Origin of the sequence: Marinococcus halotolerans DSM 16375 (genome assembly GCF_000420725.1) — a bacterium.
Lineage (GTDB): Bacteria > Bacillota > Bacilli > Bacillales > Marinococcaceae > Marinococcus > Marinococcus halotolerans.
In genome coordinates this window covers 213,258-225,885 of the sequence record NZ_ATVM01000001.1, presented here as the reverse complement: position 1 = coordinate 225,885, position 12,628 = coordinate 213,258, and the positions used below count along the sequence as shown (strand labels likewise).

15 protein-coding genes and 1 riboswitch are annotated in these 12,628 nt (G+C 51.6%); of the genes, 13 read left to right on the top strand and 2 right to left on the bottom strand.

The window, feature by feature from the left end:
* Positions 1-2: 2 nt before the first annotated feature.
* From G548_RS0101185 to G548_RS0101140, 10 genes are all read left to right on the top strand, one after another.
* Positions 3-830 carry a purine-nucleoside phosphorylase gene (locus tag G548_RS0101185; protein WP_027847121.1) on the top strand — a complete coding sequence of 276 codons (828 nt, stop codon included), beginning with the start codon at positions 3-5 and terminating at the stop codon, positions 828-830.
* Positions 831-1,646 carry a purine-nucleoside phosphorylase gene (locus tag G548_RS0101180; protein WP_022792320.1) on the top strand — a complete coding sequence of 272 codons (816 nt, stop codon included), beginning with the start codon at positions 831-833 and terminating at the stop codon, positions 1,644-1,646. It begins immediately after the preceding gene.
* 29 nt (positions 1,647-1,675) lie between these two features.
* On the top strand, positions 1,676-2,977 hold the full coding sequence (locus tag G548_RS0101175; RefSeq protein ID WP_022792319.1) for a pyrimidine-nucleoside phosphorylase: 1,302 nt from the start codon (positions 1,676-1,678) through the stop codon (positions 2,975-2,977).
* A 93-nt stretch (positions 2,978-3,070) separates the two neighbouring features.
* Complete coding sequence (gene lysA, locus G548_RS0101170; RefSeq protein ID WP_022792318.1) at positions 3,071-4,396, top strand: diaminopimelate decarboxylase; 1,326 nt, start codon at positions 3,071-3,073, stop codon at positions 4,394-4,396.
* A gap of 16 nt (positions 4,397-4,412) precedes the next feature.
* Complete coding sequence (locus tag G548_RS0101165) at positions 4,413-4,850, top strand: peptidylprolyl isomerase (protein WP_022792317.1); 438 nt, start codon at positions 4,413-4,415, stop codon at positions 4,848-4,850.
* Positions 4,851-4,924: 74 nt separating this feature from the next.
* Positions 4,925-5,074, top strand: a riboswitch (FMN riboswitch).
* A gap of 168 nt (positions 5,075-5,242) precedes the next feature.
* Positions 5,243-6,325: a bifunctional diaminohydroxyphosphoribosylaminopyrimidine deaminase/5-amino-6-(5-phosphoribosylamino)uracil reductase RibD gene (ribD, locus tag G548_RS0101160; protein ID WP_022792316.1), complete on the top strand. Its 1,083-nt coding sequence runs from the start codon at positions 5,243-5,245 to the stop codon at positions 6,323-6,325.
* A 4-nt stretch (positions 6,326-6,329) separates the two neighbouring features.
* The gene (locus G548_RS16980) at positions 6,330-6,929 is read left to right on the top strand and encodes a riboflavin synthase (protein WP_022792315.1); all 600 of its coding nucleotides are present in this window, start codon (positions 6,330-6,332) and stop codon (positions 6,927-6,929) included.
* Positions 6,930-6,959: 30 nt separating this feature from the next.
* Entirely contained in the window at positions 6,960-8,168 is a 1,209-nt protein-coding gene (locus G548_RS0101150) for a bifunctional 3,4-dihydroxy-2-butanone-4-phosphate synthase/GTP cyclohydrolase II (protein WP_022792314.1), read from the top strand.
* Positions 8,169-8,180: 12 nt separating this feature from the next.
* Positions 8,181-8,654 (top strand): 6,7-dimethyl-8-ribityllumazine synthase, encoded by a 474-nt coding sequence (gene ribH, locus G548_RS0101145; protein WP_022792313.1) that lies wholly within the window; start codon positions 8,181-8,183, stop codon positions 8,652-8,654.
* Between the two features lie 219 nt (positions 8,655-8,873).
* On the top strand, positions 8,874-9,251 hold the full coding sequence (locus tag G548_RS0101140; protein ID WP_022792312.1) for a GNAT family N-acetyltransferase: 378 nt from the start codon (positions 8,874-8,876) through the stop codon (positions 9,249-9,251).
* 61 nt (positions 9,252-9,312) lie between these two features.
* Here G548_RS0101140 and G548_RS0101135 read toward each other — a convergent pair whose 3' ends face one another.
* Positions 9,313-9,843 (bottom strand): DUF309 domain-containing protein, encoded by a 531-nt coding sequence (locus G548_RS0101135; RefSeq protein ID WP_022792311.1) that lies wholly within the window; start codon positions 9,841-9,843, stop codon positions 9,313-9,315.
* Positions 9,844-9,977: 134 nt separating this feature from the next.
* Between G548_RS0101135 and G548_RS0101130 the strand changes: the two genes are divergently transcribed.
* Positions 9,978-10,718: a segregation/condensation protein A gene (locus G548_RS0101130; RefSeq protein WP_022792310.1), complete on the top strand. Its 741-nt coding sequence runs from the start codon at positions 9,978-9,980 to the stop codon at positions 10,716-10,718.
* Positions 10,715-11,287 carry an SMC-Scp complex subunit ScpB gene (gene scpB, locus G548_RS0101125; protein WP_022792309.1) on the top strand — a complete coding sequence of 191 codons (573 nt, stop codon included), beginning with the start codon at positions 10,715-10,717 and terminating at the stop codon, positions 11,285-11,287. Before G548_RS0101130 ends, scpB begins: the two co-directional genes overlap by 4 nt.
* Here the strand turns inward: scpB and G548_RS0101120 are convergent.
* Entirely contained in the window at positions 11,272-11,799 is a 528-nt protein-coding gene (locus G548_RS0101120; protein ID WP_022792308.1) for a hypothetical protein, read from the bottom strand. The genes scpB and G548_RS0101120 overlap by 16 nt on opposite strands.
* Positions 11,800-11,882: 83 nt before the next feature.
* Here G548_RS0101120 and G548_RS0101115 point away from each other — a divergent pair, with 83 nt between their 5' ends.
* Positions 11,883-12,596, top strand: a complete 714-nt coding sequence (locus G548_RS0101115; RefSeq protein ID WP_022792307.1) for a pseudouridine synthase — start codon at positions 11,883-11,885, stop codon at positions 12,594-12,596.
* Positions 12,597-12,628: the final 32 nt, after the last annotated feature.

The window sequence follows — 12,628 nt, the reverse complement described above, 5'->3', positions numbered from 1 at the left end:
GTATCCAGCAGCAAACCAAGGAAGCAGTTCAATACATTCAGTCCAACATCCCTGCCGTACCGTCGACCGGCCTCGTGCTCGGTTCCGGCCTGGGAGTACTGGCCGATGAAATTAAAAACCCGGTCGTTCTAAAATATGAAGATATCCCCGGCTTTCCCGTTTCTACAGTGGAAGGCCACGCGGGCCAGCTTGTATTCGGTGAACTTGAAGGCATGCAGGTGGCGGCAATGCAGGGGCGTTTTCATTACTATGAAGGGTATTCCCTCCAGGAAGTAACGTTTCCAATCCGGGTAATGAACGCACTCGGAGTGAAACGGCTTCTCGTTACCAACGCTGCGGGCGGCGTGAACCATGACTTTGAACCGGGTGATTTAATGATTATTGATGACCACATCAACTGGCTCGGCGCTAACCCGCTCATCGGAGAAAACGATGCAGAGCTCGGCCCCCGGTTTCCGGATATGAGTTCGGCGTATTCGAAGGGACTCGCCAAAATTGCTGACGAGGCGGCGCTGTCGCTAAATATCCGTATTCAGCGCGGCACGTACATGGCAAACACCGGCCCGGCCTATGAAACTCCGGCAGAGGTCCGCATGGCACGTGTGCTGGGTGCAGACGCCGTTGGTATGTCCACGGTGCCGGAGGTAATTGTTGCCGTTCACGGAGGCATGGAAGTCCTCGGCATTTCCTGCATTTCAAACCTGGCTGCCGGTATGCTTGACCAGCCGTTGAGCCATGATGAAGTCATGGATACGACATCAAAGGTCCAGGAAGATTTCTTGAAATTAATGAAAGAAACCCTTCGCCGGATCGCACAGGAGGATGCCTGAATGGACGCTGTAAAAATAGAGGAAGCAAAGAATTATATACAGTCGAAATACAGTGCAGCGCCTGAAGTCGGCATGATTCTCGGCTCCGGGCTCGGCGACCTGGCTGACGATATTGAAGCAGGCACCGTCATTGCGTATGAAGACATTCCGCATTTTCCTGTTTCCACCGTAGAGGGCCATGCCGGACGCCTCGTACTCGGCGAGCTCGAAGGAAAAACAGTAGTAGCGATGCAGGGCCGCTTTCACTACTATGAAGGCTATTCGATGCAGGAGGTAACGTTCCCGGTGCGGGTGATGAAAGCGCTCGGTGCCGAGTTTTTATTTGTTACCAATGCCTGCGGGGGGATGCAGTCGTCGTTTCGCCCAGGAGACTTAATGGTGATTGAAGACCACATAAACTTTACCGGATCCAATCCGCTGATCGGTCCAAATGACAATGAGCTTGGCCCGCGTTTTCCTGATATGAGCCAGGCGTACGATCCGGTACTCCGCGGGAAAGCATTCCAGGCTGCTGAAACGCTTGAAATTGACTTGAAACGCGGCGTCTACGGCGGCATCGGCGGTCCGAACTTTCTGAGCCGGGCAGAGCTAATCCTGCTCCGTAACGTCGGCGCTGATGTGGTGGGCATGTCCACGGTGCCGGAGGTAATTGTGGCCCAGCATGCCGGACTGCGCGTACTCGGTGTTTCGTGTATTACTGATATGGCCATCGGTGAAGAAATCGTCAGCATATCCCACGATGAAGTGATGGAAACGGCGGCTAAAACCAAACCGATTTTTATTTCTTTAATGAAGGAAATCGTCAAAAATACGTAATTAACAGCAAGGTGTAAAGGGGCCATACTATGAGAATGGTGGATATTATTGCAAAGAAGCGTGATGGAAAAGAACTGAGTGAAGAAGAAATCCGCTGGTTTGTGGATTCTTACAGCAAAGGTGAGGTGCCGGATTACCAGGCATCGGCGTTTGCAATGGCGATTTACTTTCAGGACATGACCCAGCAGGAGTCCGCTGCGCTTACCTATGCGATGGCAGAGTCCGGCGATCAGCTTGATCTGTCGGCGATCGAAGGAATCAAGGTGGACAAGCACTCCACCGGAGGTGTCGGCGACAAAACGACGCTGATCATCGGGCCGATTGTAGCAGCCTGCGGCGTCCCTGTGGCGAAAATGTCCGGGCGCGGACTCGGACACACCGGCGGGACGATCGATAAGCTGGAAAGCTTCCGTGGATTCGAAACAGAGATTCCTAAGGAAGAATTCGTCAATCTTGTTAATGAGCATAAAATTGCGGTCGCAGGCCAGAGCGGCAATCTGACTCCGGCAGACAAAAAGCTGTATGCGCTCCGGGACGTGACGGCGACCGTAAACTCGATTCCGCTGATTGCAAGCTCGGTAATGAGTAAAAAAATCGCTGCCGGCGCGGATGCGATCGTGCTGGATGTAAAGGCAGGCTCGGGCGCCTTTATGAAAGAAGTGGAGGAAGCCAAGCGTCTGGCAGAGGCGATGGTGGAAATCGGTCAGTCACTCGACCGTAAAACGATGGCGGTCATTTCCAATATGGACCAGCCGCTCGGCCGGACCGTCGGGAACGCGCTCGAAGTAAAAGAAGCAATTGAAACGCTGCAGGGCAACGGCCCCGAAGATCTGCACGAGCTGAGCGTTACGCTTTCTTCCTATATGCTTGTTGCAGGCGGCAAAGCCGAATCGCTTGAGCAGGCGGAAAAAATGGTGCTCGAGGTAATTGAAAACGGGGACGCGCTTAAAAAAATGAAAGCATTCGTGGAAAATCAGCACGGAGACGCCTCCGCTGTAGATGATCCGGAAAGTCTTGCCGCTGCCGAGCACCGCGTGGAAGTGAAGGCGGAAGCCTCCGGCTATGTGCACGGCATTGAAGCTGAAGAAATCGGCGTAAGTGCGATGCTTCTTGGAGCCGGACGTGCTACCAAGGACGACGTGCTTGATTACAGTGTGGGTATTGAGCTCACGAAAAAAATCGGTGACGCTGTGCAAAAAGGCGATACAATTGCCATTATGCATGTGAATGACCAGGACAGCGCCGAAAGTGCAAAGAAAATTTCCGAAGCCTTTACGATTGCAGAAGCTGCGGTCGAAAAACCAGTCCTCATTTATGAAACCGTGCAGTAATTGCGCGGTTTCTTTACTTGCATAAAGCTTTTGTCTTTTTGAGAAGCGTGCTAAAATAAATGAACGAGGAGGAGTAACGAAGGAGAGAATAATATGCAGCTTCATGGAACGCACCATATAAATGAACACGGCCACCTGGAGATCGGCGGGGTGGACACGGTTGATATAAAGCATGAATACGGAAGCCCGGTTTATGTGTACGACGTTGCTTTAATGCGTGAGCGGGCCCGCGGGTTTCAGCAGGCCTTTGAAGAGAACGGGATCACATATCAGGTCGCCTATGCGAGCAAGGCCTTCAGCTGCGTCGCAATGTCGCAGCTTGCGAAGGAAATGGGACTCAGCCTGGACGTGGTTTCCGGGGGAGAGCTGATGACGGCGTCAAAAGCCGGTTTTCCGATGGAAAAAGTTCATTTTCACGGCAATAATAAAAGCGAAGCAGAAATCGCCCTTGCCATTGAACTTGGCATCGGCTGTTTTGTGATTGATAATTTTCATGAAATTCAATTGATTGAGCAGCAGGCGGCCAGGCAGCAAACACATGTGGAGGCATTGATCCGGACGACGCCCGGCATCGAGGCGCACACACATGAATACATTTCCACCGGGCAGGAGGATTCAAAGTTTGGGTTTGATCTGACTTCCGGACAGGCAGACCAGGCCATTTACCGCCTGCAGCAGAGTCCGTCCATTAACATTAAAGGCGTGCATTGTCATATTGGTTCGCAGATTTTTGAAACGAGCGGATTCACCATGGCTATTAAAAAACTGTTTGATCAGTTTGTGCACTGGCAGGAGCACCTGCAGTTCACGCCGGATGTGCTGAACTGCGGCGGCGGCTTTGGGATCCGCTATGTGGAAGGAGACGAACCGCTCGCGCCGGAACAGTACGTTCAGGATATGATTCAGTCGGTCAAACAGGAAGCGCTCCGTACCGGCATGGACGTGCCGGAAATCTGGATCGAGCCTGGAAGATCCATCAGCGGTGATGCCGGCACAACGTTATATGACGTAGGTTCGAAAAAAGATATCCCTGGTGTCCGCCGCTACATTTCGGTGGACGGCGGCATGTCCGACAACATTCGTCCGGCGCTGTATCAGGCAGAGTACGAAGGCATTCTGGCCAACCGGGGCCATGAAAAAGCCGATGACACGTTTTCGGTCGCCGGCAAGCTCTGTGAAAGCGGCGATATGCTGATCTGGAACCTTCCGCTTCCGGAAGTGAAAACCAATGATACGCTGGCGGTTTTTTGCACAGGAGCCTACGGGTATTCCATGGCCAACAATTACAACCGCCTCCCGCGTCCGCCGGTCGTTTTCGCCGAAGACGGGGAATCACACCTGGTGGTCCGCGGGGAAACGTATGAAGACATTCTTCAGTACGATTTGTCCTACGCGCCAGCAAAGGCAAAAACCAAATAAAAAGGGGTAGAGAGAGATGAAAAAAGGTAAAATCGCATTTGAAAACGGAGAAACAGTAACATTGGAATTTTTCCCGGAGGACGCCCCGGGCACAGTAAAAAACTTTGAAAGCTTAGCGAATGACGGCTTCTATGACGGCCTTACATTCCACCGCGTCATCCCGGGCTTTGTTGCCCAGGGCGGATGCCCGAACAACCGCGGGGACGGCGGTCCGGGATATACCATTCCGTGTGAAACGGAAGGAAACCCGCGCACCCACGAAAGAGGCTATCTGTCGATGGCTCACGCTGGAAAAGACACCGGCGGCAGCCAGTTCTTTATTCTGTTTGACCAGCAGCCGCACCTGAACGGTGTACATACGGTATTTGGCCGTGTGACAGACAATATGGATCAGGTGGACCGCATCCAGGCACAGGACGTTATGAAGGAAGTGCGTGTCTGGGACGAAGCATAAGCTGAATGTTTTGACGGATGTATAAGAACGTAATAAAATGTATTTTAACTTCATACGGTACGTTGATTGCGATCAACATCCTTCGGGGTCGGGTGCAAGTCCCAACCGACGGTGATAAAGCGAATGCTTTTCAGTCCGTGACCCGGTAAGCGCCAGAGGCGTGGACGGTGGATTCAGTGCAACTCTGAAGCCGACAGTAACAGTCTGGATGGGAGAAGGAAAAACCGTATTCGAAAAAATTCTGTTTTTCTGTCTGCAGCCGTCAGGTTTGCAGACGAGAATAGAATACTATTTTGGATACGTATGTATAAAAGCCCCCGGATGTTCATCCGGGGGCTTTTTTTGTTTCTGTAATCAATAAAACAAGCAAAAATAAAAGGAGGTCCGGCCATATGGATCATACATGGATGCACACAGCACTCGAACTGGCACGCTCAACAGAAGGGCAGACTTACCCGAATCCGATGGTCGGCGCCGTCATCGTTAAAGATGGCAGAATCGTTGGAATGGGAGCTCACCTTCGCTCCGGCGAAGCACACGCAGAAGTCCATGCGCTTGCAATGGCAGGAGACGAAGCTGAAGGAGCTTCGATCTATGTCACTCTCGAGCCCTGCAGCCATTACGGCCGCACCCCGCCGTGTGCGAAGCAGATTATTGAAGCAGGCATTGCAAAAGTGGTAGTGGCAGCATCAGACCCGAATCCGCTTGTAGCCGGCAAAGGCATACAGATGATGGAAGAGGCGGGCCTTGAAGTTGTGACCGGAGTGGGGCAGGAAGAAGCGGCGTATTTAAACCGGAAATTCTTTCACTTTATTAAAACCGGACGCCCCTACGTGACGGCTAAAACAGCTTCTTCGCTCGACGGAAAAACTGCTACGGCCACGGGCGAAAGCCAGTGGATCACCGGAAAAGAAGCCCGGGAGGATGTTCACAGGGAAAGGCGCAGGTGTGACGGCATTTTAGCCGGTATCGGAACTGTGCTGAGTGATGATCCGTCCCTCACTGCCCGGGTCCCGGAAACAGGCGTGACGCCGGCACGGATAGTGCTTGACAGTGAGCTCCGGATGCCGGAAAACAGCCGGATGCTAAAGGATGCTGCAGCTCCGGTCTACGTCTTGACGAACGAGCCGGCGAGCGCTGAAAAGCAGCGCCGTCTGGAGGAAGCGGGAGCTGAAGTGATCCCAGTCGCTTCCGGCGTGAAAAATATCTCCGCGGTGCTGGAGGTGCTTGGGGAAAAGAAAATCGTTTCATTGTTTGTGGAAGGAGGGGCCGGGGTTCTCGGGTCTTTCCTGGAAGCTGAAGTGATTCAGGAGTATTTAATGTACGTAGCGCCGATTGTGATTGGCGGCGAAAATGCACCGGGAGTGTATCAGGGAAGCGGTATTTCGGCGCTTCAGGAAGCCCGGGCATTTTCACTGATAAAAGAAGAGACATTCGGGCAGGACCGAAAATATACACTGCAGGCCGGGGAGTGAAAGCATGTTTACGGGAATTATAGAAGCGACAGGAACAGTGTCAAAAATGACGCATCAGGAAAATTTAATCCAGCTCGAGCTTGAGAGTGATTTGGATATGAACAGTATTCAAATTGGCGACAGCATCGCAGTAAACGGCATCTGCCTGACGGCGACGGCTAAAAAAGGCCAGTGTGTCTACGTAGACGTGATGGCTGAAACGCTCAAGCATACGAGTCTGAAATATATGGAAGAAGGCACACGCGTAAACCTTGAGCTTGCGATGCAGGCCGGAGGAAGGTTTGGCGGGCACTTTGTGCAGGGACATGTGGATGCCACAGGAACCATTGCTTCTATTGAAGAGGAAGAAAACATGATTTACGTGCACGTACAGACGCCGAAGGAGCAGCTCCGCTACATGACCAATAAAGGCTCCGTCACGGTTGATGGCATCAGCCTGACGATTTTTGGGGTGGACGATGAAAAAGAAACCTTTACCCTGTCCATTATTCCGCATACGTGGCAGGTAACCAACCTGGCAGACAAACAGGCCGGCGATCTGGTCAATATTGAATGTGACATGCTTGCCAAATATACAGAACGTTTGTTAACTGTAGATAAATAAAACCTTTGCAAAGAAAGTAGGAACGATACCATGGAGGAACGACGCTGGTTTGACCCCATTGAAGAAGCGTTAGATGAACTGAGAAACGGGCAGGTTGTGATCGTTTGTGATGACGAAGACCGCGAGAACGAAGGAGATTTCGTCGCTCTGTCGGAAAACATTGATGCCCAGACAATTAACTTTATGATTACGTATGGCCGCGGTCTCGTCTGCACGCCGATCACAGAAGAGCAGGCCGAGCGCCTGCAGCTTCAGCCGATGGCTGATCAGAATACTGATCCGCATGGAACTGCTTTTACGGTGAGCGTCGACCACGTGTCGTCCAAAACCGGTATCAGTGCTTCCGAGCGGGCGCTGACAATTCAGCACCTTGCCAATCAGACCGCAGAACCGGGAGACTTTCAGCGTCCGGGCCATGTGTTTCCGCTTATTGCAAAAGAAGGCGGGGTGCTGCAGCGGGCCGGTCATACAGAAGCTGCAATAGATCTTGCGCGCCTGTCCGGAAAAACGTCGTCCGGAACGATTTGTGAAATCACAAGAGAAGACGGGGAAATGGCCCGGGTGCCGGAGCTGCGCGAAATCGCTGACCGCTTCGGGCTGAAAATGGTAACGATCAAAGACTTAATCAGCTACCGCCGCCACCGCGAAAAACTGGTGAAACGGGAGGCGGATACGAGCCTTCCAACCGAATTTGGTGATTTCCGGGCGCTCGGTTTCACGTCGTCCATTGATGGGAAAGAAATGATGGCGCTTGTGAAAGGGGAGATCGATCCGGAGGAAGAAACGCTGGTCCGGGTTCATTCGGAATGTCTGACGGGGGACGTCTTCGGCTCCAAGCGTTGTGACTGCGGGCCGCAGCTGCAGGCAGCGCTGATGCAGATTGAAAAAGAAGGAAAAGGTGTACTGCTTTATATGCGCCAGGAAGGACGAGGCATTGGCCTGATCAATAAATTAAAAGCGTATGAGCTGCAGGAAGCGGGCTACGATACGGTGGAAGCAAACAAAAAGCTTGGCTTTCCGGATGACCTGCGTGAATACGGGATTGGCGCCCAGGTGCTCCGCGACATTGGTGTAGGGAAAATGAAGCTGCTCACCAACAACCCGAGGAAAATAACAGGGATCTCCGGCTACGGCCTTGAAGTGACGCAGCGCATTGCGATACAGCTGCCGCTGCAGGAGGAAAACGAGAAATATATGCGTACGAAGTATCAAAAATTAGGCCACATGCTTCATTTTTAGGAGGAGAATAGAATGACAACTACTATTGAAGGCAACGTAAACGGAAGTGAACAAAAAATAGCGATCGTCGTAGCACGGTTCAATGAATTCATTAACAAACAGCTTCTCGAAGGAGCGGAAAGCACGCTGATCCGCAGCGGAGTGAGAGAAGAAGATATAGATGTTATCTGGGTGCCCGGGGCATTTGAAATTCCATTTGCCGCCCAGCAGGCAGCCAAAACGAAAAAATACGATGCAATTGTGGCAGTCGGCACCATCATTCGCGGCGCAACTCCCCATTTTGACTATGTGGCCAACGAATCCGCCAAAGGAGTCGCAAATGTATCGCTGCAGGAAGAACTGCCGGTTATTAACGGTATCATTACTGTGGAGACGATTGAACAGGCAATTGAACGAGCCGGCACAAAGGCCGGGAATAAAGGATCCGAGGCTGCTATGGGGGCCGTGGAAATGGCCAGTCTTGCAAAAAAAATCCGCATGGAGTAAAATAAATCACACGGTTTAAAGCCGTGTGATTTTGGTTTGAGTGATTACACGTGCATGAGCGGTGATGAGCAGCTTTCAGTTATAATTACCTATATTCCTCTTGCATTTCTGTCCAAAAGCGTGTATGGTCAATGGTGAACTTGGATACTGGTTTGCGTAAATTATGGAAATGAAGACAAAATTGTCTGAAATTCTGATCACAATGAGGGATAATTGGTTATGTTGATTAAGTATAAACAATCCTATAAAAAAATAGCGATGGGGCTTCTTTCGTACATGCCGGAAGAAAAAGATGTAAAAAAGCTCCAGGAAACAGTCCAGCAGTATGAAGAAACAGATGACTGGCAGCTGTTTATGTGGAAGGAAGACGATGACATTGTCGGAGTCGTCGGTCTGCGTTACACCGAGAACGGAGAAGCAGAGCTTCGCCATGTATGCGTGAACCCATCCTACCGGGATGAAGGCATCGGCAAAAAAATGGTGCAGGCGGTCAGAGGCCGTCTCGACCAGGAGCTGGTCGCCAGTAAGGAAACGGTGCAGTTCCTGCAGGTGTGCGATGAGCATCAAAAAGATATTCTGGAAAATGAAGTGAACTAATACCCACCCGCCGGTGAACGGCGGGTTTTTTAATGCAAATACGAAGGACACCACACCCAACTCACAGACCGCGGCTCCGGCGCTGCTTATCCCGGATGCGGAGCTGTTTGTCACGTTCATGAACGATGTCGGTGCGGTCACGGAGCACATGCTTATGGACGAGGTCCGTATCCTCAAGCGGGGAGGGCTGCAGCCAGGACGTCTTTTTTTGTTCACACAGACGAATACACTGGTCTTCGAGTTTGGGATCGGTGATTGGGAGGTTTAAGTCCCGGAACGGCTCTCCGAGATGGTCGAGCTGCTCCTCGATCCTCTGCAGGAGCCTTTCGGCGTCGAGTCCGAGCGCCTGGAGACGGCGAGGCAGCGGCCTAAGAATCACGCCGGCATTTTTCAGGCATTTGGAAGCACCGGTAAGGTTTCCCCTCCGCTCGTGGTACAGCCCAACAGCGATCTGAATCAGCCCGGGCCATACAGGGTCACGCTCTTTGGAAGGAGCTTCCTTCCAGTGGTCTTCGAGTATTTCGTGGCATTCAAAATAGTCGCGGGTGCTGTGAAACTCGACAAGAAACAGAATATAGGCGTCCGGATACATACGACGGTTTCTCCTTTCAAAAATTATTGATAAAGCTGATTGTATCAAAAACAGCCAGGGAAAACGCATGCCCTGCTTACAGCGGATATGATATACTTGCAACAGCACTCAACAAGTGATGAAGGATGGGGACTATGTCCGAGCAGTATAAAGTAAAAATTGATCAATTTGAAGGCCCGCTTGATGTGCTGCTTCATTTTGTCCAGCAGGCGGAGATGGATATCCAGGATATTCCGCTGGCTGCAATCACGGATCAGTATTTGCAATACGTACGGACCATGCAGGAGCTTGAGCTTGATGTAGCGGGGGAGTACCTCGTGATGGCGGCTACGCTTTTGCAGATCAAAAGCCAGACCTTACTGCCTGTGACAGCTGATGAGGAAGCCTGGATTGAGGAAGACGATCCGAAGGAACAGCTGATTGAGCAGCTTGAAGAATACAAGCGCTACAAGGAAGCAGCCGGGAAACTGCAGCAAAAGGAAGAGGCACAGCAGCAGGTGTACAAAAAACCGCTCAGTGAATGGAGCACCATGGAAGAAAAGGAAGAAAGTCTTCCGGAGGGGCTGACGGTGTATGACATGGTGGCAGCGTTCCAGAAGATGAAGGAACGGGCGAAAAACGCCCACCCTCCCCAGGCCACTGTCCGGGCGGATGAATATTCGGTGGAAGACCGGATGACAGAGGTGATGGGAGAACTCGAACAGCTCGATGCCTGTTCGTTTTATCAGCTGTTTGAAGAGACGAGAACCAAACCGCAGATGGTGGTGACGTTTCTTGCTCTGCTCGAGCTGATGAAACAAAAGCAAATTCGCTGCGAGCAGGCGCACAATTTTGATGATATAACGATTCAACTGGCAGAAAAGGTGAAGGTATGAAAAGGGAAAAAACGATTGAGGGGACGCTGGAATCGCTGCTGTATATTAGCGGGGATGAAGGCCTGGAAGCAGAACAGGCTGCCAGAGCACTTGGTATAGAAACAAAGACTGCCCGCGAACACTTAATCTCCTTAAAGGAAGCCTGGGCACAGCGGGAAGGCGGCCTGCAGATCACCCAGGCGGAAAATACATTTTTCTTCGCGACAGTGCCCGAGGCGGCGGAAGCGATTGAGCAGTTCAGTGAGCAGCAGAATCGGCAGACGCTCAGCCAGGCAGCACTGGAGACGCTTGCCATTATTGCCTACAATCAGCCGGCGCTGCGGGCGGACATCGATCAGGTGCGTGGAGTGAAATCGGACCGCGCGCTGCAGACCCTGCTCTCCAAAGGCCTTGTTAAAGAATTTGAACGTACACAGAAGCCGGGGAGGCCGATGTCTTTTGTAACGTCCACCCGCTTTTTAGAGTATTTTGGACTCGAGACCCTGGAAGAGCTGCCGCCGCTTGAGGATACAGAACAGCCCGAACAGGCGGATCTGTTTTTCCGGGAACTGTATCAAGATGAAGAATAAACGAAAAGCGCTGATAAGCGCTCTGCTTCCTGGTACAGTGACTTAGTGGCGGCGTGGACAGTTTCCCAACTGTCAGCGCCGTTTTGTGCGTTCGACACAAATACGGTTTTCCAGCCGCCCGTGCGGGTTTTCCAGTACGAATCAAGATACTGGCGGTAGCGCTGGAAAAATTGCCGCAGCGCTTCTGCTTCGCCGGAGGAAAAGGCGGTGTTCAGCTGTTCCTCCGAAAAATGCATAGCGTTTTCGGACTCGCGAACAGCACGCGGAAGAGGGGCATTGAACTGCCGGAACAGCGCATCCTTTACCGTCATGAAGCGGATGTAGATATCCTGCTCCGCGGATGCAGCATAAGCCTGGGTCCGGGCGGTTTCTGCTTCGGCTTCGAGCTGGTTTACGCGCTGGTACAAGTGCTTCAGCCGCCTGTTTGTAAGCTTTGTGCAGACAGCGGACCAGGCGGTTATCACGGCAAGAAGCAGCAGTGCTGCATAAAGAATCAGAAAATGAAATGTCATGTGGAACGCTCCTTTCTCCGTATTGTAGCGGAAGCAGGACGAAAATAAAATAAGCAGAAAAAACTGTATGAGGAGGCCTATTTATGGAAAGATTACAAAAGGTGATTGCCCAGGCCGGCATCACTTCAAGAAGAAAAGCAGAAGACTATATTACGGATGGCCGGGTGAAGGTGAACGGCAAAACAGTCAAAGAGCTCGGCAGTAAAGTCGGGCTCCACGATCAGGTGGAAGTGGACGGCATTCCGCTCACAAAGGAAGAGCCGGTCTATTATTTACTGTACAAGCCAAAGCAGGTTATTTCTGCGGTAGCGGATGATAAAAACCGTAAAGTGGTCACCGATTTCTTTCCCGAAGTAAAGGCGCGTATTTTTCCCGTCGGCCGGCTGGATTACGATACTTCCGGACTGCTGCTTTTAACCAATGACGGCGAGTTCGCCAATAAAATGATGCACCCAAAAAGCAACGTGAAAAAGACGTATATCGCAAAGGTGACGGGAAAACCATCAGCAGAAAAGCTGCAGCTTCTCCGCCACGGCATTGAGCTCGACGGAGTAAAAACGGCCCCTGCGAAGGTAAATGTTAAATCTGCCAATAAAAAAGGCAACAGCTCGATTATTGAAATTGTGATTCATGAAGGAAGAAATCACCAGATCCGCCGCATGTTTGAAAAGATCGGCCACCCGGTGGAAAAGCTGAAGCGCGAGCAGTATGCCATGCTTGATCTGCTCGGAATGAACCCAGGGGAAACCCGGCCGCTGAAGCCCAAAGAAGTTAAACAGCTCAAGGATCTGGCCTGAAAGTTCATTAATGTTTCAGTCCTGCCGCTTTG